This is a genomic window from Achromobacter ruhlandii (assembly GCF_902859695.1).
GTDB lineage: Bacteria > Pseudomonadota > Gammaproteobacteria > Burkholderiales > Burkholderiaceae_B > Achromobacter > Achromobacter ruhlandii.
Genome location: NZ_CADIJL010000005.1, coordinates 251,152 through 273,309, shown reverse-complemented (window position 1 = coordinate 273,309; position 22,158 = coordinate 251,152). Strand labels below are relative to the sequence as shown.

Below are 22,158 nucleotides of genomic sequence, written 5' to 3'. Positions count from 1 at the left end.
CGGGCCCCGTGGGTCCGCCACGCGGGCAATTCGCCGGTAATTCGCCGGCAAAATCCCGGAAAATCAGGGGAAACCCCGTAGTAAATACAGGCCTTGCGTCCCTCGTATTTTGCGAAACGTCTGTATAGTCCGACAGTCAAAGCCTCAACGCATTCACTGTCGATCCGCTCCATGCAGCCCGTCCTCCCCGCTTACCTGATCGCCCGTTGGCTTTTACTGCTCGTCCTGTTGGCGGGGGTGTATTTCCTCAGCGGCTTCCTGGTGCCCGCGCTGGCCGCGCTGATCATCGGCCTGGCCAGTTGGCCGCTGTACCAGCGGCTGGTCGAACGCTGCGGCGGCCGCACCGCGCTGGCCGCGTCGCTGGCGCTGCTGGTGGTGGTCGTGGTGCTGATCGTGCCGATGTCGCTGGCGCTGTCGTATGCCATCAAGGAAGCCAGCACCTTCTTCGCCTGGGCCATCGCCGCCAACCGGCACGGGGTCGACGTTCCCAACTGGATCACCTCGATGCCGGTGGTCGGTGACCGGCTTTCCGAATACTGGCAGGCCTACATCGGCCAGCCGCATGCGCTGGGCGCGCTGGTCGAAGCCGTCAGCGGCGAACACCTGGGCAACATCTACCGCATGGTGCTGGCCGCCACCGGCAACGTGTTCCAGCTGCTGCTGACCGTGCTGTTCATGCTGATCACGCTGTTCTTCGTCTACAAGGACGGCGTGCGCATGGTGGCGCAACTGGACGTGCTGGGCGAACGCATCCTGCCGGCGCGCTGGCAGCGTTTCTCGCGCGTGGTGCCGGCCACCATCAACTCCACCGTCACCGGCATGGGCCTGATCGCATTGGGCGAGGGCGTGGTGCTGGGCATCGCCTACTGGGTCGCGGGCGTGCCGTCGCCGGTGCTGCTGGGCGTGGTCACCGGCTTCATGGCCCTGATCCCCGGCGGCGCGCCGCTGTCGTTCACGCTGGTGTCGCTGTATCTGGTCGGTTCCGGCCACATGGTGGCGGGCATCGCGCTAATGGTGTGGGGCAGCGTCGAACTGTTCATCGTCGACAAGACGCTGCGGCCGCGCCTGGTGGGCGGCCCGGTCAAGCTGCCATTCCTGCCGACCTTCTTCGGCCTGGTGGGCGGCGTCAAGACCATGGGCATCGTCGGGCTGTTCGTGGGCCCGGTGCTGATGGCGCTGCTGGTGGCGGTGTGGCGCGAATGGGTGCACCACGAGGAAGTCGAGCGCGATACCGCCCGGCTCCGGGCCAGCGCGTCAACCGACAACACGCCGGCCGGGGGCTAGCGCCGCCGCGCGGCCTGGCGCCTGGCGTCCGGGCGGCTGAGAACAACCGGCCGCCCGCGCATTTGGGTGTAATCTAGCTCTCCCCGCGCTCGCCGGCGCCTCGTCCGGCACGCGCCTGCCCTGTGCGCAGACGCTTTGCAGCTTACGCCGCGGGGTCCGAGGGGTTGGCAGGTTCATCATGTCCGCGTCGTTGCAAGAAGATGAGTTAGCGGTCCTGCGCGAGCAGGGTTTCGTGGTCGCGCGCCAGTTCGCCGACCCGGCCGAGGTGGCGGCGCTGCGCGCGCTGGCCGAGCGACATTTGCGCGAGCACATCGCGCCCATCGAGTACGAGGCGGACCTGCGCTATCCCGGCGCGCCCGAGTCGCGCAACGCCGAAGGCGGCCTGACCGTGCGGCGCCTGCTCAGCGCCTACGGGCGCGATCCGTTGTTCGCGCAATGGGCCACCCATGCGCGCATCGGGCAATCGCTGGCCCGTTATTTCGGCGAGACGCCGGTGCTGTCCACCGTGCACCACAACTGCGTGATGACCAAGCATCCGGCCTATGGCAGCCTGACCGGCTGGCACCAGGACATCCGCTACTGGTCGTTCTCCGACACCGATCTGGTGTCCTGTTGGCTGGCGCTGGGCGACGAAACCTGGGACAACGGCGGCCTGTCGTTCATCCCCGGGTCGCACGCGGCCGCGTTCCAGCCCGCGCAGTTCGACGAACAGAAATTCTTCCGCGACGACGCGCCCGAAAACGCCGAGTGGATCGCGCGCGCCGTCTGCCCCGAGCTGCGCGCTGGCGACCTGGTGTTCTTCCATTGCCGCACGTTGCATGCGGCGCAGGGCAACCGCAGCGATCGCGTCAAGCTGTCGCTGGTGCACACGTATCATCCCCAGTCTTGCCATCCGTTGCCAGGCACGCGATCGGCCAGCCAGCCGGGCGTGCCGTTGGCCGCGGCGGATTGACGGCGGGCCTGCCGGCGCTTGGATCGGGGGAGGCGCCGCGGGCTGGCGGCGCTGTCGACGCACGGGGGCCGCAGGGTTGCCACGCGAGCGGATATCCAACGGGCGCCTGCCGCATTTGATAATTGGAATTTGCTATTAATAATTGAATTACAATTAAATGGTGTGCGATACGCGTGATTGCCGCCGGCAAGCTGGCAACCGCGCCTTCCAACCTGCGCGCACGTTCCTTCCTCAATAGGCTGTTTCCCGTGCCCAAAAGCAAGCCCGACGATACGGACAAGACGCAGGCGGCGACCGAGACCCGGTCTTCGCTGTTTGTAGGCTCGACCGAAAAAGCCTTCCAGGTGTTGCATGCTTTCGACGGCCCCAAGCGCCACATGACGCTGGCCGACATCGCGCGCGCGTCGGGCGTGGACCGCAGCGCGACGCAACGCCTGGTCTACACGCTGGAAATGCTGGGCTATCTGCGCCGCATTCCGGACACGCGCAATTACGGACTGACGCCGAAGGTGCTGCAGTTCTCGTACAACTACGTGCGCGCCAATGAGTTGATCGACAAGGCGTCGCCCTATCTGCTGGACATCAGCCGCACCCTGGGCGAAACCACCAACCTGCAAGAACTGGACGGGCACGAGATCGTGTTCGTGGCCCGCTTTCCCGGCCATCACCTGGTCAACGTGGACATCGCCGTGGGCAGCCGCCTGCCGGCCTTTTTCACCGCGTCGGGCACGGCGATCCTGTCACGCCTGTCGGATGAGCAGCGCCGCGAAATCCTGGCGCGGACCCGCCTGGAGCCGATCACGCCCTACACGGAAGTCAATCCCGACAAGCTGCTCGAGCGCGCGCAGCGCGTGGCCGAGAAGGGCTACGCGATCATCGTGAACGAAACGGTACTGGGAGATATTTCGGTGGCGGCGCCGGTGATCGATCATCGCGGATTGGCGGTGGCGGCGATCAACATCTCCGTGCCGACGACGCGATGGACCGTTGCCAGGGTCGAGGCGGAGTTGGCGCAGCACGTGCAGGTGGCGGCCACGTCCATCTCCAAGTCCAAGTTCTCGGCGTATTCGAGGTAAGGGCCGGGCGCCATCGATCGATCGCGCCCAGTCCTTCCCGAAGCGCCTGTCTCAAACGCCTTCGAACTCCGCCAGCAACGGCTTGACCACCGCCCGCAAGGACGCCTGCAGGTCGGCCCCGGGCTGCACCAGGGGATCCAGGACTTCCGGCGCATCGACGCCGATCAGGTCCATCACGGACTTCATCGGTCCGGGATTGGTCTCGGCGAACGCGAGGTTCATCAGCGGGATCAGGCGGCGGTGCAGCAGCATGGCGTCGCGCGTGCGGCCCGCGGCGGCCAGGTCATAGACCTTGCGCCAGGCCTTGGGCAGCAGGCTCGCCGTCACCACGATCCCGCCTTGGGCGCCGGCGGCCAGGTGAACCGGCAGCAGCGTGTCCTCGCCGCTGAACACGGCGAACGATTCGTCCACGCCGGCCACCGTGCGCAGGAAGTGGTACATGTCCGTGTTGCAGGCCTTCATGCCGATGATGTTCGGGTGGCGCGACAGTTCGTGCAGCACTTCCGGCGCGATCGCGATGCGCGTGCGATACGGGATCTCGTAGATCATCACCGGCAGCGGCGATGCGTCGGCGTAGCGCAGGAAATAGTCGCGGATGCCGGCCTGGGTGGGGGTCGTGTAGTAGGGCGTCAGCACCATCAGCGCGTCGGCGCCCGCGTCGGCGAATTCGCGGCCGGCCTGCAGGGCGTCGTGAAAGCCCGGGTCCAGCACGCCGGGGATCACCGGCACGCGCTTGGCCACGGCATTCACCGTCAACTGGCACATGCGGATGCGTTCGGCCCGCGCCAAAGCACCGTATTCACCCGTGCCGCCCAGCGGCACGATGCCGTCGATGCCCTGCTTGAGCAGGTAGGCGATCAGCGCCTGGGCCGCCGGGGCGTTGATGGTGTCGTCGGCGTTGACTGGGGTGGGAATCGCGGGAAACACGCCGCGCAGGTGGCTTGCATTCAACATGGAAAAATCCTGATGGAAGGGAAACGGCGCCGCGTCTCAGCCCGCCAGGCTGCGGCGGCGCAGCCGGTCGGCGAGCCAGATCAGCGCGGCGATGAAGATAAACAGGCAGGTGGACACGGCGGCGATCACCGGGGAGATCTGCAGCGTCACCTCATCCCAGAACTGCTTGGGCAGGGTGGCGTTCAGGCCGCCCGAGGCGAACAGCGCGATCGTCAGCTCGTCGAACGAAGTCGCGAAAGCGAACAGGAACGATGACATCAGCCCCGCGCCAAGGATCGGGAAGGTCACGAAGCGCAAGGTCGCCCAGGGGCCCGCGCCCAGGCTCTGCGCCGCCAGGTCCAGGCGCGTGTCGTAGTTGCGCAGCACCGCCATCATGGTGATCACCACGTACGGCACCGCCACCACCGTGTGCGCCAGGATCAGGCCGACGGTCGAACCGACCAGGCCGACGCGGGCGAAGAAATAGAACATGCCCACCGCGATGATCATGCGCGGCACCACGATGGGCGACAGCACGAAGGCCAGCATGGCGGATTTGCCGCGCATGTCGGCGCGCACCAGCAGGAAGGCGGCCGGCGTGCCGATCAGCATGGCCAGCAGGCCGGTGCCCACGCCCACGACCAGCGAGCGCGTGATGGCCTGCATCCACACCGGCGACGTGAACATCTGCTCGTACCATTGCAGCGAAAAGCCCTTGGGCGGCCAGGTCAGGCCGGAACCGGAATCGAACGACAGCGGGATCATCAGGAAGGCGGGCGCGGACAGGAAGGCCAGCACCGCCAGCACGATCCACCACAGGGTGCGCGATTGGCCGGTGCCCGACACCGAACGGCGCAGGCGCGTGGGCAGCAGCGAGAACAGGCGGTCGGACAGCGCGGCCAGCAGGTCCAGCAGGGCCTCGCCCGCGCGGCGCGCCAGGCCGGGCTTGGCCGAGGCGCGGGGGCGCGAGGCGCCGGCGCCGGTCATGGTCGACAGGCCGAGTATCCGGTCGTACAGCGCGAACACGGCCAGCACCACCACCAGCAGCAGCACCGACACCGCGCCGGCGAATTCCCAGTTCATGGTCTGCTGCACCTGGTCGATGATGATCTGGGTGATCATCGTCTCCTTGCGGCCGCCCAGCAGCGCCGGGGTGATGAAAAAGCCGATGGCGGTGACGAACACCATGATGGCCGCGGCGGCCACGCCGGGCATGGACAGCGGGAAGTAGATCTTCCAGAACGCGGTGCCCGGGCGCGCGCCCAGGGTGGACGCGGCGCGCGGCAGGTTGCGGTCGATGTTCTCCATGACCGACAGCATCGTCAGCACCGCCAGCGGCATCAGCGCATGCACCATGCCGACCAGCACGCTGCCGAAGTTGTAGAGCAGGTTGGCCGGCGCATCCAGGATGCCCAGCGCCTGCAGCATCTGGTTGACCACGCCGTTGCGGCCCAGCAGCACGACCCACGCGAAGGTGCGCACCAGGAAGCTGGTCCAGAACGACAGCAACACCCAGAACAGCAGCGACGTCTTGCGCCGGGCCGACAGGCTGGAGATCAGGTAGGCGACCGGGTAGCCGGCCACCACGGCAAAGAAGGTCGTCCAAAGCGAGATCTTCAGCGTGATGAGCAGCACGTTGACATACACCGACGACTCGAACAGCCGGTGGTATTGCGCCAGCGAGAAGCCCTGGTCGCCGTAGAAGCTCAGCAGCAGCAACTGGCCGACCGGATAGATCAGCAGCACCAGCAACAGGATCGCCAGCGGCGCGGCCATGAGGAAATGGCGGCGGCCCTGGCTCATGCGCTTGCGGGGAGGGGCGAGGGGGCTCATGCGCTCACTCCGCGATGGCGACCGCGTCGGCGGCCTGCCAGGTCACCGACAGCGGCTGGCCGATGGCGTACTGCTCGGCCTGGCGGCGCGTGGGGTAGGCGACCACGAGCGGGGCGCTGTCGGGCGCGCCCGAATCCAGATAGAGCTTGGTCAGGCTGCCGGTCACCATCACGTCGAGCAGCCTGCCGGTCAGGGCCTGGCCGTGCTCCCGGGCGGGGCCGGCCTGCAGGTTCTGCGGCCGCACCATCAGCGTGACCTTCTGGCCGACCTTGATCGCGGCGCCGTTGGACAGGGCCTGCCCGGTGACGCCCTGCTGCGTCAACCTGACCGTCAAGGTGGGGCCGTCGATGGCCGTGACCTCGCCCCGCAGCAGGTTGGATTCGCCCAGGAAGTCCGCCACGAACAGGGTGCGTGGACGGAAGTACAGGTCGGCTGGCGTGCCCAGTTGCTCGATCGCGCCGCCATTCATCAGGCAGATGCGATCGGACATGGTCATGGCCTCTTCCTGGTCATGCGTCACGTAGACGATGGTGGTGCCCAGTTCGCGGTGGATGCGCTTGATCTCCAGTTGCATCTGGTCGCGCAGCTTCTTGTCCAGCGCGCCCAGCGGTTCGTCCATCAGGATGATCGCGGGGCGGTAGACCATGCAGCGCGCCAGCGCGATGCGCTGCTGCTGGCCGCCCGACAGTTCGCGCGGCAGGCGCGCGCCGACCTGCGGCAGCCGCACCATGTCCAGCGCTTCCTGCGCGCGCCGCTTCGCCTCGGCCGCCGGCACCTTGCGCATCTTCAGCGGAAAGGCGATGTTCTCCAGGATGGTCATGTGCGGGAACAGCGCATAGTTCTGGAACACCATGCCGATGTCCCGCTCGTACGGCGCGCCGTGGGTGACGTCGTTGCCGTCGATCAGCACGCGGCCTTCGTCGGGCCTGGCCAGGCCCGCGATCAGGCTCAGCAGCGTGGTCTTGCCGGACCCGGACGGGCCCAGCAGGGTCAGGAATTCGCCGCGGGCGACATCCAGGTGCGTGGGCGCCAGGGCGACGAAATCGCCGTAGCGCTTGCCCAGGCCCGAGATCTGCAGATTGGAAGAAGACATGGTGTTCGGCGTATGCAAGGTGTTACTTCAAGACCCAACCGTTGAAGCGCTCGAGCACGTCGCGCTGCTTGTCCAGCCAGTAGGCGGCGTTGATGTGCAGGCCGGTCTTGATGTTGTCGGGGTGGGTCGGGCAATTGCGCGCCACGTCGGGTTTGATGTGATCGAACGCGGCGGGTTGGGTCACGCCGGCGGCGAAGAACTCGACCAGCGCGGCCTGGCGCTTGGGGTCCGAGGCGAACTTGATGAATTCGCGGCAGGCGTCGGCGTTGGGCGTGCCTTTCAGGATCGACCAGTTGTCGCAACCCCAGATGTTCTGGTCCCACACGATCTGCACGGGCGCGCCGTTGGCGATGGCCGATTGCGCGCGGGAAACCCAGGTGGCGATCATGTCGACTTCGCCGGAGCCCAGCATCTGCTCGACCTGCGCGCCGGTGTTCCACCACACATCGACCGACGGCTTGATCTTGTCCAGGCTGGCCAGGGCGCGGTCGATGTCGCAGGGGTAGACCTTGTCGGTCGGCACGCCGTCGGCCATCAGCGCTTCCTCGATGGTGTCGAACGGATGCTTGCGCAGGCCGCGCCGGCCGGGGATGTTCTTGACGTCCCAGAAGTCCGCCCACGACGCCGGGGCGCGGCGGCCCTTGAAGGCGTCGGTGCGATAGGCCAGCACCGTGGTGTAGACGTTGTTGCCCACGCCATAGGGCGACATGTATTGCTTGGGGATGGTGGCCACGACCGGGTCCGATTCCAGGCCATGTTTTTCCAGATAGACCTTGCCGCCTTCGGTGAGCATCAGGATGGCGGGCTGGCTGATCTTGGCCATGTCCCAGGTGTAGTTGCCGGTGTCCACCATGCTGCGGATCTGCGCGGTGGGCTCGGCGTTGGCCTGCACGCCCACCACCTGGATGCCGGTGGCGTCCGTGAACGGCTTGTAGAACACCGCGCCATAGGCCTTGCTGTAGATGCCGCCGTCATCGCGCACGACGATGCGCTTGGAGGCCGCGCGCGACGGCGTCCAGATCATGGGCATGGCCAGGGTGGCGACGCCGGCGGCGGCGGTCTTGAGCGCGCGGCGGCGCGAGGCGTTGTAGGAGGGGGATTTCATGGAAGGGCTCCAGCGGGACGGCGGACGGGAAGGGCGGCTTCAGGGCAGCAAGCGACCGGGATTGAAGAGGGCGGCGGGATCGAAGCTGGCTTTCAGCGTGCGCATCATGGCCAGTTCGACCGGGGACTTGTAGTGCGCCATTTCGGCCAGCGACGTGCGGCCCACGCCATGCTCGGCGCTGAAGGTGCCGCCCAGCGCGTCGGCCACGTCGTTGACGGCGCGGCGGATGGCGGCCGCCATGGCGTCGCGCTCGGGCAGCGCGTTCCAGGCGTCGAACGTGAAAAACGGAATGAAGTGGACGTTGCCGTCGCCCAGGTGGGCGACGATCAGGATGGGCAGGTCGGGCACCAGGCGGCGCACGGCGTCGGTGGCGGCGGCGATGAACCGCGGCACGCTCGAGACGGGCACCGCGCTGTCGGTGGTCAGGCCCACGCCCGCTTTCTTGTTGCCTTCCGAGACGCTGTGGCGGACTTCCCAGAGCGCGGCGCGCTGGCTGTCGTTGCTGGCCACCACGGCATCGTGCAGCAGGCCCTGTTCGGACGCCTGCTCCAGGATCTGCTGCAGCACGTCCTGCAGTTCCGTCCCGCCGCCGGTGTCCGACAGCTCCACCAGCACATGCCACGGATGCGCGCCGCTGAGCGGATTCTTGCGCCCGGGCACGTGCGTCATGACGATGTCCAGCTGATTGCTGTCGATCATCTCGAAGGCGGACAGGCGCGAGCCGCACTGCTGTTGGAACAGGCCCAGGATATCGAGCGCGGCCTGGGGATCGGTGGGCGCCAGCCAGGCGATGGCGTGGCGGGTGGGCAGCGGGTGCAGCTTCAGCACGGCCGCGGTCACGATGCCCAAGGTGCCTTCGGCGCCGATGAACAGGTGCTTCAAGTCGAAACCCGTATTGTTCTTGCGCAGGGCGGTCAGGCCGTTCCAGATGGAGCCGTCGGGCAGCACGACCTCCAGGCCCAGGATGTTGTCGCGCGTATTGCCGTAGCGCAGCACGCCGGTGCCGCCGGCGTTGGTGGCGATGGTGCCGCCGATCTGGCATGAACCTTCCGCGCCCAGGCTGATGGGATACAGGCGGCCCTGTTCCGCGGCGGCCTGCTGCACGGCGGCCAGCACGCAGCCGGCTTCGACTTCCATCGAGTTGTTGGCCGGGTCCACGCGGCGGATCTGGCGCAGGCGGGAGAGATTGACGATGACGGGGGGCGGGCCCGCTTCGTCCGGCACCGCGCCGCCGCACAGGCTGGTGTTGCCGCCTTGCGGCAGCACGGGGGCGGCGTGGGCGTTGCACAGGCGCACGATGTCGGCGACCTGCTGCGTGGAATTCGGCAGGGCCACGCAGAGCGCCGCGCCCTTGTAGCGGCCGCGCCAGTCTTCGGTGTAGCCGGCCATGTCGGTGTCGGTGCGCAGGATCGCGCTGTCGCCCAAGGCCTGGATGAGCGCATCGAGCAGGGAGGTGCCTGTGGTCATGTCTGTCGTCCCATGGAGATCGGGGGTAGAAAAGCCGATCACGTTGAGACACAGCATACGATTACTTAAATCGCTTTTCGATTTAAGTAATCGTATAACGATTGAATTGAGGGTATGTCCTAGGGCGGAACATCCTGGCAATCGTCTAAAAAAACAATCGAAATACAATCGATACGTTCGATATGTAATTTAATCGGATTCCCGCCAACAAGGAAGAGAGATGCTGCCCAGCGTGATGGATTACCGGGCGCAGGCGCGCAAGCGACTGCCTCGGCTGGCCTTCGATTATCTGGACGGGGGCGCCGAGGACGGCGCCTCGTTGCGGCGCAACGTGGCCGCCTTCGGCGCGCTGGAATTCGTGCCCGAGGTGCTGGCGGACGTCACCGACTGCCAGCTGCAAACCACCGTCCTGGGCGCGGCCGCGGCCATGCCCGCGATCGTCGGGCCGACGGGCCTGAACGGGCTGTTCTGGCCCGACGCGGACGTGCACCTGGCGCGCGCCGCGCATCGAGCGGGGCTGCCGTTCGTGCTGTCCACCGCATCGACCTCGCTGCTGGAGGAAGTGCGCGCGGCGGGCGCGGGCGAGCTGTGGTTGCAGTTGTACGTGCAGCGCGACCGCCGTATCGCCGAACACCTGATGGACCGGGCCTGGAGCAGCGGCTACACGGCGCTGTTCCTGACGGTCGACGTGCCGGTGCATGGCAATCGCGACCATGACAAGCGCAACGGCTTCCAACTGCCGCTGCGTCCTTCCGGCCGCTTGCTGCTGGACCTGGCGGCGCATCCGGGCTGGTGCTGGCGCATGCTGCGCGGCGGCGGGCCGCAACTGAAGAACCTGGCCGTCAGTTCCAACGCGCGGGAGAACATCACGGAACAGGCGTCCGCCCTGAGCCGCCAGATGGACCTGGCCTTGACCTGGGACGACATCGACTGGCTGCGCCGCCGGTGGCGCGGCCGCATCGTCATCAAGGGCATCCAGACGCTGGCCGATGCGCGCCGGGCCAAGGCGCGCGGCGTGGACGGCATCGTGCTGTCCAACCACGGCGGCAGGCAGCTGGAGTGCGCTCCCTGCCCGCTCGAAGTCCTGCCGGAGGTCGCGGCCGAACTGGGGCAGTCGCTCGACGTGCTGGTGGATGGCGGGGTGCGGCGCGGCAGCGATATCGCCAAGGCGGTGGCGCTGGGCGCGCGCGCGGTGCTGCTGGGCCGCGCGCCGCTGTATGGACTGGCGGGTCGGGGGCCGCGCGGCGCGGGCGAGGTGCTGGCAATCCTGCGCGCCGAGCTGGAAAACACATTGCGGCTGCTCGGGCGCACTCGCATTGGCGCGCTGGATGCCACGGCGGTGCGCAGGCGCCGGGCCATTTTCGATTGAGGAAAGGAATCAGGATCATGCAAGAAAAAATCGTCTTCATCGGCGGCGGCAACATGGCCAGCGCCATCATCGAGGGATTGCTCGGACAGGGCCGCCAGCTGGCGGATTTCCTGGTGATCGAACCCTTCGGGCCCACCCGCGCCGGCCTGCTCGCGCGCGGCGTGACGTGCCGCGAGAGCGTTGGCGCCGAGATCGCCGACGCGGCGCTGTGCGTGCTGGCGACCAAGCCGCAGGTGTTGCGCGAGGCGTGCGGGCAAGTCCAGGCGCATCTACGCGCGCAGACGACAGTGGTCAGCATCGCGGCGGGCGTCAATCTCACGGCCTTGTCGCAATGGCTGGACGGCCATGCCCGTATCGTGCGCGCCATGCCCAACACGCCGGCCAAGGTCGGGCTGGGCATGACGGGCCTGTACGCCAGCCAGGCTTGCGGCGCGGCGCAGCGCGAGCTGGTGGACGCGTTGTTCGCCGCCGTGGGCGAGCGCATCTGGGTCGATCGCGAAATCCTGATCGACGCGGTCACCGCCGTGACCGGCAGCGGTCCGGGCTATGTGTTCCATTTCATGGCGGCGCTGGAAAAGGCGGCGCTGGCGCTGGGCTTTGGCGCGGTCGATGCGCGCCGCCTGTCGGTGGCGGCGTTTCGCGGCGCGGCCGAGCTGGCCGCGCGCGACGAAGCGCCCCTGGTCGAACTGCAGGAACGCGTGACCTCCAAGGGCGGCACCACCTACGCTGCGCTGGCGCATCTGCGCGAGGCGGGCGTGGCGCCCGCCATTACCGAGGCGGCGCTCAAGGCCGAGCAACGCGCGCGCGAATTGTCGGCGGGCTAGGTCAGCGCCGCCGTCCCAGCCACCACAGCAGCAATACCGACGCGGCGATCGCCGCCACGTTGAACTGCATGGCGCTGGCGAACGCGCGCGCATAGCGATCGCCGAGCGCCGCGTCGGCGTGCGCGTCCAGCGCGCCGCTGAACAGCATGCCGGCGGCGGACACGCCCAGCGCCGCGCCGACCTGTTGCAGCGTCGAGACCACGCCGGCGGCCATGCCCGCGTGATGGTCCTGCACCAACCCCAGCGCGAGGTTGACCAGCGGTGTATTGACCGCGCCCTGCGCGGCGCCCAGCCAGATCAGCGCCGGCACCAGCGACCAGGGCGCGAGCAGGGCGCCGGCCGCGTCCACCTGCCACATCAACGCGGCCGTGGCGCCGCCGTACAGCATCGCGGCCACCATGATGGCGCGCGTGCCGAAGCGCGCCACGAGTCGCGGCGCGGCCATCGAGCCGGCCACGAAGCCGACGCTCGCGGGGGCGAACACCGCGCCCGCTGTCAGCGCGTCCACGCCCAGCCCGGTCTGCAACAGCAGGGCGTAGCACAGGAACATCGCGCTGGCGGTGGAGAACACCAGCGTCACCAGCAGGCAGCCTGCCGCGAATCGCGGTTGCGCCAGCAGCGCCATATCGACCAGCGGCACGCGCCCGGCGGCGCCGGCGCGGCGCTGCGTCCACACGAACAGCGCCAGCAACGCGACCGCCGCCGCGCCGCAGGCCAGCGTCCACGCGGGCCAATGGCGCGCCGGGCCTTCGACCAGCGCCAGCAGCAACAGGCCCAGTCCCGCGCCGACCAGCGCCGAGCCGCCCCAGTCCATCGGCGCGCCGGCGGCGTCGCGCGATTCGGGGATGTGGCGCGCCAGCCGCCAGGCCAGCACGCCAAGCGGCACGTTCACCAGGAAGATCGTGCGCCACGCCAGGCCGAACAGGTCGGCGTGCACGATCCAGCCGCCCAGCACCTGGCCGGCGATGGCCGCCAGCCCCAGCGTCATGCCGAGCAGGCCGAAGGCGCGGCGTCGCGCGTGGCCGTCGTAGCTGACGCGGATCAGCGCGTAGACCTGCGGGAACAGCATGGCCGCCGCCACGCCCTGCAGCACGCGCGCGCCGATCAGCGTGTTGGCATCGGGCGCCAGGCCGCACAGCGCCGAGGCCAGCGCGAAGCCGGCCATGCCCAGCATGAACAGGCGCCGGCGGCCATGGCGGTCGCCGAGCCGGCTGCCGGCGATCAGCAGCACGCCATAGGCCAGCTCGTAGGCGACGATGATGAAATTGATCTGTGCGAAGCTGGCCGACAGCGTGTGCTGCATGCTGGGGATGGCGACGTTGACCACGAACAGGTCGAAGATCGTGATGAAGCCGCCGGACAGCAGCACGGCCAGGCCGAGCGGGCCCGGCGTGGCGGGGTGGGCGGAGGTGTCGGGGCAGGGCGAGGGCAGGGTGGCGCAGGGCATGGACTAGGCCGCGGGAGTGGGGATCGGCGCTATTCTGTGAGCTGTTCCAGACTTATACAATTTAGCTGTTTATGCTATTACTGAAGGCAATAGCCTATGCCCCGTTCCCCTTCGCATGACGCCGCGCCGGCGCCGCGCACCGGCGCGCTCGACACGGGCGCGCAGCGGCTGGACCGTACCCGCGCCGACCTCGCCGAATTCCTGCGGCTGCGCCGCGAGCGTCTGAGTCCGGCCGCGCTGGGCCTGCCCGCCGGCGGCCGCCGGCGCACCCCTGGCCTGCGGCGCGAGGAAGTGGCGGCGCTGGCCGGCGTCGGCCTGGCCTGGTACACCTGGTTCGAGCAGGGCCGCAACATCAGCGTGTCGGCCACCTTCCTGGAAAACCTGGCGCGCGTGTTGCGGCTGGACGCGGCGGAACGGCGCCACCTGTACCTGCTGGCGCATCAGCGTCCGCCGGCCGAGCCGGGGCGCACCTGGTGCACCGTGCCGCCGCAGGTGCGGCGCCTGATGGACGACCTGCCCGCGCGTCCCGCCTACATCCTCAACCTGCGCTGGGACGTGGTGGTGTGGAACGCCGCCGCCGAACGCGTGTTCGGTTTCGGCGCGCAGCCAACGGGGCGGCGCAACCTGCTGTGGATGCTGTTCGTGGACCCGGCCATGCGCGAGCTGTTCGTCGATTGGCCGGCGCAGGCGCCGGCCATGCTGTCCACCTTCCGGCGCGATTTTGCCTCGGCCTCGGGTGCGCCGGACATCACCGAACTGGTCGACGAACTGGAGCGCGTCGCGCCCGAGTTCAAGGCCTGGTGGCGCGAGCACGACGTGCACGGCGCCTGCATGGGGGTGCGCAGCCTGCGCCTGCCGGCGCTGGGCGAGGTGGCGTTCGAGCATTCCACCCTGTCGGTCGATGAAAGCCGCCACCTGCGCCTGGTGGTGTACGCGCCCGCGCCCGACGAGCCGCAGGCCATGGCCTTCGCGCGCTGGCTGGCGCGCAAGCCGCGCACGGCCGTGCGTGGCTCCAGAGATTAGGCGCCGCGTGGTTCTACGGCGGGGGCGCGACGCGATTCTATAGTCGGGGCGATCCGCTACTTCCGCCCACGCCATGTCCACTGAAATCCTGCCTCGCCGCCAGGCCTTGTCGCTGCTCATCGTGGTGGTGCTGGCCTGGGGGCTCACCTGGATCGTCAGCAAGCTGCTGCTGCAATATATGACCCCGCTCTGGGCGGTGGCCGCGCGCAGCGTCGTCGGCGCCGCCGCGTTGCTGGCGCTGGGCCTGGCGCTGCGGCGCGTGGCGTGGCCGGTCAGGGCCGACATTCCGGTGATCCTGAGCGTGGGCCTGCTGCACATGGGCGCGTTCGCCGCGCTCGTCAGCCTCGGGCTGCAATACGTGCCGGCCGGCCGCTCGGTGGTGCTCGCCTACACGACGCCACTGTGGGTCATCCCGGCCGCGCGCGTGTTCCTGGGCGAGCCGATCGGACGCGGCCGGCAACTGGGGCTGGCGCTGGGCCTGTTGGGCCTGGCCGTCATCTTCAATCCGTTGGCGTTCGACTGGGGCAATCACGAGGCGGTGTTCGGCAACGGCCTGGTGCTGCTCGCGGCGCTGTGCTGGGCCGCCAATATCGTCTACGTGCGCGCCCACCGCTGGGTCACGCCGCCGTTCGAGTTGGCGTTCTGGCAGGCGCTGCTGGCCTCCGGCGTGCTGGCCGCGGTGGCCTGGGCGGCGGAAGGCGCGCCGCGCGTGCTATGGCATGCGGACCTGGCCTGGCTGCTGGGCTACGGCGGGGTGTTTGGCATCGCCGTGGCCTATTGGGCGGCGGTGAACGTGAACCGGTCCCTGCCCGCGGGCGTCACCGCGATCGGCCTGCTGGGCGTGCCCGTGGTGGGCCTGCTGTGCTCGGCGGCAATGCTGCATGAGCCGTTGACCCTGCCGCTGTCGCTGGGGATGGCGTTCATTGTGGGCGGCATTGCCGCCGGGGTGCTGGACAAGGGGCGCGGCTAGGCGGGGCAAAAAAAGCGGGGCAAAAAAAGCGGAGGAAAAAGGCGCTTGACGGCCGCAATCGGGTCTGTGTATCGTACGATCTATATCTTAAGATATATCTTAAGTAGTACGTCAGATACCCAGCGAGGCCATTCATGCGCCACTTCCATTTCCTGACCGCCTTTGCCCGAGGCGCCCGCCACGAATCGCGCGATGCCTACCCGGGCCGCCATGGCCACCCCGGGCATCGTGGCCAACACGCATTCCACGAGCACCCGGACCGCCACGATCATCATGATCGTCACGGCCATCATCACGACCGCCACGATCATCACTCACGTGGCGACTATCACGGCCATCAAGGCCTTCACGACCACCAGGCCGTCGACGGTCATCGGGGCCCGCGTGGCCACGGCGCGGACTTCGCGTCCGGCGGTTGGCGCGAGGGCGGCCGCGGCCGTCACGGACGCCACGCCGGCGGCGGCGGGGGCGGCGGCTGGTTTGGCGGCCCGTGGGGCGGCCGCGGCGGCGATGCCGACGACAGCTTCGGCGGCGACGGCCGCCACTTCGCGCGCGGCCGCAAGGTCACCGCCGACGACCTGCAACTGATGCTGCTCGGTCTGCTGGAGCAGAACCCCAGCCACGGCTACGAACTCATCAAGGCGCTGGGCGCCCTGTCCAACGGCTTCTACACGCCCAGCCCCGGCATGGTCTATCCCGCGCTGACCTACCTGGAGGAACTGGGCTACGCCACCGTCGAGCAGGAAGGCAGCAAGAAGCGCTACCACCTGGCAGACCCCGGCCGCGCGCACCTGGACGCCAACCGCGAGCGGCTGTCGGTGATGTTCAACAAGCTCAAGCATGTTGCCCGCAAGATGGACTGGATGCGCCAGGCCTGGAGCGGCGAACCGCGCGCGGCCGCCGGCAACGACGAGGACGCCGCCGGCTGGATCGACGAATTCGTGCACGCGCGCCAGGCGATCCGCCATGCGTTGCTGCAACGCACCGACGCGTCGCCGGCCGAGCAGCGCCGCATCGCCGCCATCCTGCGCCGCGCCACCGAGGAAATCACGGGTAAGGACTGTGCCTGATCCCGTTTCCCTCATTGGAGATCCCATGACCCAGACCGACCTGACCGTCGAACGCGTGCGCCATCCGCTCAAGATGCGCACGCTGACCGTGGCGCGCGTCGAACGCATCGCGGGCCTGCTGGCCCGCGTCACCTTCCGCGGCGAAGACCTGCGCGACTTCGTGTCCGCGTCCTTCGACGACCACGTAAAGCTCTTTTTTCCCGCCGATCCGTCGCAGCCGCTGGTGTTGCCCGAAGCCGGTCCCGATGGCATCAAGTTCCCCGAGGGCGCGCCGCGCCCGGCCGCGCGCGACTACACGCCGCGCCGTTTCGACACGGCGCGGCAGGAACTGGACATCGACTTCGTGCTGCATGGCGATGGCCCCGCCTCCACCTGGGCCGAGCAGGCCGCGGTCGGCCAACGCCTGGGCATCGGCGGCCCGCGCGGTTCGTTCGTGGTGCCCACGGGCTTCGACTGGCACGTGCTGATCGGCGACGAAACCGCGTTGCCGGCCATCTCCCGCCGCCTGGAGGAATTGCCCGCCACGGCGCAGGCGCTGGTGCTGATCGAAGTGCCGGGCGCCGCCAACGAGATCGCGCTGGCTACCCGGGCCCAGGCCTCGGTGCGCTGGCTGCATCGCAACGGCACCGCGGCCGGCTACAGCACCTTGTTGCTGGAAGCCGCGCGCGAGCTGGCGCTGCCGCCGGGCGAAGGCTACAGCTGGATCGCGGCGGAGTCGGCCGTGGCCAAGGCGGTGCGCGAGATCATGGTGGCGCAGCATGGCGTCGACAAGAGCCGCATCCGCGCCGCCAGCTACTGGAAGCGCGGCGCCATCGCGGTGCACGAGTCGCACGAAGACTGAGGCCGGGCGCCCGCCGCCGACGACTCGGGCGCGATTCCCGCAGGCGACGGCCGTGGCCCGGCCATTGGCGCGCCTATCCTTGCGCCAGCGCCAGCAGATTGGCCACGCGCCCGCCGGGCGCGTCCTCGCGCACCGCCAGCCCCAGCACCGCGCGCGGCCAGTCCAGCGCGAAGGGGCGATACACCACGCCGTCCGGGCGCAGGTGCCGCAGCGACGCGGGCACGATGGCCACGCCCATGCCCGCCGCCACCAGGTTCACCGCCGATGACAGCTGCGGCGCGCGCTGGCCGGGCAGTGGATTCAGCCCGTGCTGCCGGCACGCCGCCATGATGTCGGCGCTCAGGCCGTAGCCGGACTTGCGCGAATATTGAATGAAGCGTTCCCGCGCCAGGTCGGCCGGCGCCAGCCGCTTGCGCCGCGCCAGCGCATGGCCCAGCGGCAGCGCCACCACCAGGGGCTCTTCCGTCAATTGCGTGAAGCGCAGGCCGCCGTCCATGGCGAATGGCGGCCGCACGAAAGCCGCGTCGATCAGGCCGTCGCGCAGGCGCGCCACCAGCGTTTCGCTGTCGTCCTGCGACAGCGTCATTTCCACATCGGGGTATTGCTGGCGGTACAGCCGGATCAGTTCGGTCACGACCGGATGGAACGAGGCCGATTCGGTGAAGCCCAGCGACAGCTCGCCGACCTCGCCGCGCGCCGCCCGTTGCGCCGTCCGCACCGCGTCCTGTGCGCGTTGCAGGATGTCCTGCGCGCACCCCAGGAAGGCGCGCCCGGCGTCGTTCAGGCTGACGCCGCGGCCGCGCCGGTCGAACAGCGGCGTGCCGACTTCCTCTTCCAGTTGCCGGATCTGCTGCGACAGCGGCGGCTGCGCCATGCCGAGTTGCTCGGCCGCGCGGGTGAAGTGCTGGGCCTCGGCCGTGACGACGAAATAACGCAGATGGCGCAGTTCCATTTAGATACTCAAAAAGTATTGATTAAAAATTTTCCATATATTGGACATTCTAGTTTAGCGGAACGATGATGCGTGCATCGACGTTTCGTTTTTCAAAGGAATGCCTCATGGCTACGACCCTGACTCCCGGCGCCCGGCTGCGCCAGCATCTCGCCCAGGACATTGTGGTGGCGCCCGGCGCCTACGACGGGCTGTCGGCCCGCCTGGTGGCGGCCGCCGGCTTCAACGCGGTCTACGCCAGCGGCGGCGCGATCGCGCGCGCGGCCGGCTATCCCGACATCGGCCTGCTGAGCTTCACCGAGGTCATGGACCGGGTGGAGAAGATCGTCGATGCCAGCGGCCTGCCGGTGGTCGCCGATGCCGACACCGGCTTCGGCGGCTCGGCCAACGTCGAACGCACCGTGCGCGTCATGGAGCGCGCCGGCGTGGCCGCCTTCCATATCGAGGATCAGTCGTTTCCCAAACGCTGTGGCCACCTGGATGACAAGAGTCTGGTGGATGCCGCGGAAATGTGCCGCAAGGTGCACATCGCGCGCCAGACGCTGGCCGATGCCGATACGCTGGTGATTGCGCGCACCGACGCCATCGCCGTGGAAGGCTTCGACGCCGCCATCGCGCGCGCCGAGCGCTATGTTGAGGCGGGCGCCGACATGGTGTTCGTGGAAGCGCCGGAAACGCTGGAGCAGATCCGCGCCATCGCGGACCGGCTGCCCGGCCTGAAGCTCATCAACATGTTTTATGGCGGCAAGACGCCACTGGTGCCGCTGCCCGAGCTGGCGGCCATGGGCTATCGCCTGGCGATCATTCCCTCGGACCTGCAACGCGCCGCCATCCACGCCATGCAGGCCACGCTTGCAGCCATCCGCGAGACAGGCGACAGCAGCGCGCTGGCCGACCGCCTGACCAGCTTCAAGGAACGCGAAGAGATCGTGCAGACGCGCCGCTACCTGGCGCTGGACACGCAGTAGGCCACGCGCGGCGCGCGCCAAGGCGGGCGGGCGGGGTCATCGCGCGCCACCCGCGCGGCGTCACCGGCGGCAGCGCTGCGGCATGGACAGCGGCCACAGGCGCTGGTTGTAGGCGCCATAGAGCGTGCGGATGCCGCATTCCAGCGTGACGCGCGCCACCATCGCGCCGCGCTCGTCCAGGATCAGCGACTGTTCGCGCGTCGACACCACGGCGCGTTGGCCGGCGTAGTCCGAAGCCCACAGGTAGACCGGCGCGATCGCCATTCGGCCCTGGCCATCGGCGTAGCCGTAACGCTCGCCCACGGCCGCGACCGACAGGCCGTTGCGGCGCGGCCCCAGGTGGGCGAAGGTCGGCCCGGAGGCGGCTCCCTTGTCGTTGATCGCGCGCATGCCGCCGTTGGGCAGCGCCAGCGCGGCCTGGCCTTCCGAGAACGCGGTGCCGTCGCCGGCCAGCGTCAGGCGGGTCTTGCCCGTGGCGTCGACGTAGGTGGTGGTCGGCTTGCCGTTGTCGTCGCTGCCATGGCGCATCAGCCAGGCTGATCCCGCCGGCCAGTACCATTGGCCGGCCGGCAGGTTGACGACGGTCTTGCCATGTTCGTCGATCAGCCGCGCGCCGTCGTCGCCGCTCACCAGCGCGCGCGCCGGCGTGCCCTGGAAGCGCGTGCCCGCCACCGGACCGGGCGCGACCTGCCAGCGGCCCTGGCCGTCGACATAGCCGTGCCGGTCGGCGCGGCGGATCGCCAGCCAGTCGCCCATCTGCGTATAGCTGGCGTCTTCCAGGTCGAGCGTGCCGGAAGCGTCCGGCGAGACCAGCCAGCGCTGTTTTTCGCTGTAGGCCAGGTAGGTGCCATTGGCCTCGCGCGACACCTCCAGCGCCGGCTGGAAGGCGGTCAGGACGCGCCCATCGCGGTTGACCAGCGCGGTCGGCCGGCGGTATTCGTTTTCCTGCGGCCCGGGCTGCTGCACCAGCCACAGCTTGTCGCTGACGCGCTTGACGGCGTGATAGCGCGGCGGCACCACCCACTTGCCCTGCTGGTCGATCACGCCAGCCTTGCCTGCGCCCAGCGAGGCGGCGGCCTGGCCGTGCTGGAATTCGCCGATGTACTGGAAGGCCGGCGGCGACACTTCCTTGCCCGCGATGAAATCGTACAGGCCCCATGGGTCGCCCTCCGCCGCGGTCTTCAGGTAGCGCACCAGTCCGGGCGCCACCACCTCCGCCTCGAAGTAATCCGGCAGCGCATGGACCTTGCCGCCGCGGTCGATGAGGCGCGTCTGGCCCTTGTTGTAGATCAGCGCGTAACCCTGGTGGAAGGCGCCGATGTGCTGCTGCGGCGGCAGGTCCAGCGGCTTGCCGCGGCCATCGAGCAGTTGCACGCCCGCTTCGGTCTGCGCGGCAAAGCGCAGGTCATCGGCGCCGAGCGGGGCGGCCTCGGCCTCTTCGTCGGTGGCGTAGTCGTCACGCGGCTCATCCAGCGGCACGACCTCCGTCCAGTCCTTGTGGGTGGCGACGCTGCCGTCCGCCAGCACCAGGCCGGCGCCGCCGTCGTTGCAGTGGCAGTAACCCTGGCCCAGCAGGCCCAGCGGGCCGCCCGGCACGTTCAGCGGCAGGTCGCGCAGTTGCGCGCCCTGGGCCGCCGCCAGGGCATCGGGTTGCAGGATCGCGCGGCCGTCGGCGTCCAGCGCGTTGAGCAATTGGCCGTCCTGGCCGGACAGCCACAGCTTGCCCTGCCGCAGCGTCATGCGGCCGACGTCGGCCAGCCACGGCGGCGCGCTGTCGCCGTGCAGCCACGCGCCCTTGGGCGTCAGCAGCCCGGCCACCTGGCCCGCCTGGTCGCGGAACAGCAGGTAGCCTTCCTCGTTCTGCTCGGGGCGCATGCCGCTGCCCAGCGCCACCGGTTCGGCGCGACCGGCCACATAGGCCTTGAGCGTATCGCCGGATACATAGACCAGGGTGTTGTCGTAGATCTCCGAAGACTGCGCTTCCTCGGCCGTGAGCGCGCCCAACGGTTGGCCCGCCGCGTCCAGCAGGGCGTAGCCCTTGCCGCGCGGCAGTTGGGCGCTCCAGAAGGCCTTGCCCACGCGCTTGATGCGCTCGTAGCGCTTGCCTTCGCCGATCACCTTGCCGGCGGGATCGATCAGCACCACTTCCTCTTCGCCGATGCCCAGCGCCAGGGCGTTGCGGTCCAGCCGCGAGATGTCGCTGTATTGCGGCGCCACGCGCCAGTTCCAGTCGCCGTCGAGCAGGCCATGCATGCCATGGTTGTCGACGCCGATGAACAGGCCATCGCCATAGCTGGAAATCACCTGCACGCCGGGCTTGGCGTAGCGGCGCTCGCCGCTGGTTGACCGGAATTCCTCGCGATACGTGATCGACAGCCGGGCCGGCTTGCCTTCGCCCAGGCGCACGCTGTCGACGCTGGCATCGATGGCGTCGCCCACCGTCTTGCCGGCGCGGTCGATCAACTGGTACCGGCCATCCACCGTCACCACCGCCAGGCCGCCCTCGACGAAATCGGAGGCGCTGTCGTAACGCGGGGGCACCGCCATCTTGCCCTTGGCGTCGATGTACCCCCACTTGCCCTTCCAGCGCACCGCGGCCAGGCCGTGGTGAAAATCGCCGACCCGCTCGAACTGCGGCTCGACCGCCAGTTTGCCGTTGGCGTCGATAAAGCCCCAGGCGTGGCGGCGCAGCGAGGCGTCGGTGGGGACGCGGTCGATCTCTTCCAGCGAGGAGGGCAGCAGCACGGCGGCGCGATTGTCCGACAGCGGGCCGATGCAGCCGGCGGGACCGGCGTCGCCGTGGCGGGTGTCCTGGACCGCGGTCAGATCCATGGGGCCGTCGACGCAGGGGATGCCGTTCTGGCGGTATTGGGCGTGGGCCGACAGCGAGAGTCCCAGCGCGGCCAGGGCGCAGGCGAGACGGGTGGCGTGAAACGCGCGTGATGTCATGG

At 69.0% G+C, this 22,158-nt stretch carries 18 protein-coding genes; 10 read left to right on the top strand and 8 right to left on the bottom strand.

What is annotated here, in order from left to right:
* Positions 1-171 precede the first annotated feature (171 nt).
* From HV742_RS09600 to HV742_RS09590, 3 genes are all read left to right on the top strand, one after another.
* Positions 172-1,284 (top strand): AI-2E family transporter, encoded by a 1,113-nt coding sequence (locus HV742_RS09600; protein WP_049076543.1) that lies wholly within the window; start codon positions 172-174, stop codon positions 1,282-1,284.
* A 178-nt stretch (positions 1,285-1,462) separates the two neighbouring features.
* Positions 1,463-2,236, top strand: coding sequence for a phytanoyl-CoA dioxygenase family protein (locus HV742_RS09595; protein WP_049076541.1), 774 nt, complete (start codon positions 1,463-1,465; stop codon positions 2,234-2,236).
* 248 nt (positions 2,237-2,484) lie between these two features.
* Positions 2,485-3,312 (top strand): IclR family transcriptional regulator, encoded by an 828-nt coding sequence (locus HV742_RS09590; RefSeq protein ID WP_175144894.1) that lies wholly within the window; start codon positions 2,485-2,487, stop codon positions 3,310-3,312.
* A 51-nt stretch (positions 3,313-3,363) separates the two neighbouring features.
* On the opposite strand, the gene dapA is transcribed toward HV742_RS09590, so the two are convergent.
* Genes dapA through HV742_RS09565 form a run of 5 tightly spaced genes read right to left on the bottom strand, consistent with a single transcriptional unit; the run spans position 3,364 to position 9,743 of the window.
* Positions 3,364-4,266 carry a 4-hydroxy-tetrahydrodipicolinate synthase gene (gene dapA, locus HV742_RS09585; protein WP_175144893.1) on the bottom strand — a complete coding sequence of 301 codons (903 nt, stop codon included), beginning with the start codon at positions 4,264-4,266 and terminating at the stop codon, positions 3,364-3,366.
* Positions 4,267-4,302: 36 nt separating this feature from the next.
* Positions 4,303-6,078, bottom strand: coding sequence for an ABC transporter permease subunit (locus tag HV742_RS09580; protein ID WP_049076536.1), 1,776 nt, complete (start codon positions 6,076-6,078; stop codon positions 4,303-4,305).
* Between the two features lie 4 nt (positions 6,079-6,082).
* Positions 6,083-7,171, bottom strand: coding sequence for an ABC transporter ATP-binding protein (locus HV742_RS09575; protein WP_175144892.1), 1,089 nt, complete (start codon positions 7,169-7,171; stop codon positions 6,083-6,085).
* 22 nt (positions 7,172-7,193) lie between these two features.
* Positions 7,194-8,276: an ABC transporter substrate-binding protein gene (locus HV742_RS09570; RefSeq protein ID WP_054414558.1), complete on the bottom strand. Its 1,083-nt coding sequence runs from the start codon at positions 8,274-8,276 to the stop codon at positions 7,194-7,196.
* 39 nt (positions 8,277-8,315) lie between these two features.
* The gene (locus HV742_RS09565; RefSeq protein WP_175144891.1) at positions 8,316-9,743 is read right to left on the bottom strand and encodes an FAD-binding oxidoreductase; all 1,428 of its coding nucleotides are present in this window, start codon (positions 9,741-9,743) and stop codon (positions 8,316-8,318) included.
* Positions 9,744-9,963: 220 nt separating this feature from the next.
* Between HV742_RS09565 and HV742_RS09560 the strand changes: the two genes are divergently transcribed.
* Positions 9,964-11,112, top strand: a complete 1,149-nt coding sequence (locus HV742_RS09560; protein ID WP_175144890.1) for an alpha-hydroxy acid oxidase — start codon at positions 9,964-9,966, stop codon at positions 11,110-11,112.
* Between the two features lie 17 nt (positions 11,113-11,129).
* The gene (proC, locus tag HV742_RS09555) at positions 11,130-11,936 is read left to right on the top strand and encodes a pyrroline-5-carboxylate reductase (RefSeq protein WP_175144889.1); all 807 of its coding nucleotides are present in this window, start codon (positions 11,130-11,132) and stop codon (positions 11,934-11,936) included.
* Position 11,937: 1 nt separating this feature from the next.
* Here the strand turns inward: proC and HV742_RS09550 are convergent, their stop codons facing one another.
* Entirely contained in the window at positions 11,938-13,383 is a 1,446-nt protein-coding gene (locus tag HV742_RS09550; protein WP_175144888.1) for an MFS transporter, read from the bottom strand.
* Positions 13,384-13,479: 96 nt separating this feature from the next.
* Here HV742_RS09550 and HV742_RS09545 point away from each other — a divergent pair, with 96 nt between their 5' ends.
* From HV742_RS09545 to HV742_RS09530, 4 genes are all read left to right on the top strand, one after another.
* Complete coding sequence (locus tag HV742_RS09545; protein WP_238909449.1) at positions 13,480-14,406, top strand: helix-turn-helix transcriptional regulator; 927 nt, start codon at positions 13,480-13,482, stop codon at positions 14,404-14,406.
* Positions 14,407-14,479: 73 nt separating this feature from the next.
* Entirely contained in the window at positions 14,480-15,376 is an 897-nt protein-coding gene (locus tag HV742_RS09540; protein ID WP_175144887.1) for a DMT family transporter, read from the top strand.
* A gap of 134 nt (positions 15,377-15,510) precedes the next feature.
* Positions 15,511-16,446, top strand: a complete 936-nt coding sequence (locus tag HV742_RS32240; RefSeq protein ID WP_254601027.1) for a PadR family transcriptional regulator — start codon at positions 15,511-15,513, stop codon at positions 16,444-16,446.
* A 25-nt stretch (positions 16,447-16,471) separates the two neighbouring features.
* Positions 16,472-17,287, top strand: coding sequence for a siderophore-interacting protein (locus HV742_RS09530; protein ID WP_049076524.1), 816 nt, complete (start codon positions 16,472-16,474; stop codon positions 17,285-17,287).
* A 73-nt stretch (positions 17,288-17,360) separates the two neighbouring features.
* On the opposite strand, the gene HV742_RS09525 is transcribed toward HV742_RS09530, so the two are convergent.
* The gene (locus HV742_RS09525) at positions 17,361-18,239 is read right to left on the bottom strand and encodes a LysR family transcriptional regulator (protein WP_059272699.1); all 879 of its coding nucleotides are present in this window, start codon (positions 18,237-18,239) and stop codon (positions 17,361-17,363) included.
* Between the two features lie 107 nt (positions 18,240-18,346).
* Between HV742_RS09525 and HV742_RS09520 the strand changes: the two genes are divergently transcribed.
* A complete protein-coding gene (locus HV742_RS09520) occupies positions 18,347-19,207 on the top strand; it encodes an isocitrate lyase/PEP mutase family protein (protein WP_100504921.1) in 861 nt (286 codons plus the stop codon).
* Positions 19,208-19,267: 60 nt separating this feature from the next.
* Here HV742_RS09520 and HV742_RS09515 read toward each other — a convergent pair whose 3' ends face one another.
* Positions 19,268-22,156, bottom strand: a complete 2,889-nt coding sequence (locus HV742_RS09515; protein WP_175144886.1) for a WG repeat-containing protein — start codon at positions 22,154-22,156, stop codon at positions 19,268-19,270.
* Positions 22,157-22,158 lie beyond the last annotated feature (2 nt).

What these genes read in the sequence shown, in the direction of transcription:
- HV742_RS09570 (WP_054414558.1), bottom strand. Translation starts at nt 8,276, where the DNA reads ATGAAATCCCCCTCCTACAACGCCTCGCGCCGCCGCGCGCTCAAGACC.
- HV742_RS09560 (WP_175144890.1), top strand. Translation starts at nt 9,964, where the DNA reads ATGCTGCCCAGCGTGATGGATTACCGGGCGCAGGCGCGCAAGCGACTG.
- proC (WP_175144889.1), top strand. Translation starts at nt 11,130, where the DNA reads ATGCAAGAAAAAATCGTCTTCATCGGCGGCGGCAACATGGCCAGCGCC.
- HV742_RS09580 (WP_049076536.1), bottom strand. Translation starts at nt 6,078, where the DNA reads ATGAGCCCCCTCGCCCCTCCCCGCAAGCGCATGAGCCAGGGCCGCCGC.
- HV742_RS09550 (WP_175144888.1), bottom strand. Translation starts at nt 13,383, where the DNA reads ATGCCCTGCGCCACCCTGCCCTCGCCCTGCCCCGACACCTCCGCCCAC.
- HV742_RS09520 (WP_100504921.1), top strand. Translation starts at nt 18,347, where the DNA reads ATGGCTACGACCCTGACTCCCGGCGCCCGGCTGCGCCAGCATCTCGCC.
- HV742_RS09595 (WP_049076541.1), top strand. Translation starts at nt 1,463, where the DNA reads ATGTCCGCGTCGTTGCAAGAAGATGAGTTAGCGGTCCTGCGCGAGCAG.
- dapA (WP_175144893.1), bottom strand. Translation starts at nt 4,266, where the DNA reads ATGTTGAATGCAAGCCACCTGCGCGGCGTGTTTCCCGCGATTCCCACC.
- HV742_RS09545 (WP_238909449.1), top strand. Translation starts at nt 13,480, where the DNA reads ATGCCCCGTTCCCCTTCGCATGACGCCGCGCCGGCGCCGCGCACCGGC.
- HV742_RS09525 (WP_059272699.1), bottom strand. Translation starts at nt 18,239, where the DNA reads ATGGAACTGCGCCATCTGCGTTATTTCGTCGTCACGGCCGAGGCCCAG.
- HV742_RS09540 (WP_175144887.1), top strand. Translation starts at nt 14,480, where the DNA reads ATGTCCACTGAAATCCTGCCTCGCCGCCAGGCCTTGTCGCTGCTCATC.
- HV742_RS32240 (WP_254601027.1), top strand. Translation starts at nt 15,511, where the DNA reads ATGCGCCACTTCCATTTCCTGACCGCCTTTGCCCGAGGCGCCCGCCAC.
- HV742_RS09515 (WP_175144886.1), bottom strand. Translation starts at nt 22,156, where the DNA reads ATGACATCACGCGCGTTTCACGCCACCCGTCTCGCCTGCGCCCTGGCC.
- HV742_RS09565 (WP_175144891.1), bottom strand. Translation starts at nt 9,743, where the DNA reads ATGACCACAGGCACCTCCCTGCTCGATGCGCTCATCCAGGCCTTGGGC.
- HV742_RS09600 (WP_049076543.1), top strand. Translation starts at nt 172, where the DNA reads ATGCAGCCCGTCCTCCCCGCTTACCTGATCGCCCGTTGGCTTTTACTG.
- HV742_RS09575 (WP_175144892.1), bottom strand. Translation starts at nt 7,171, where the DNA reads ATGTCTTCTTCCAATCTGCAGATCTCGGGCCTGGGCAAGCGCTACGGC.
- HV742_RS09530 (WP_049076524.1), top strand. Translation starts at nt 16,472, where the DNA reads ATGACCCAGACCGACCTGACCGTCGAACGCGTGCGCCATCCGCTCAAG.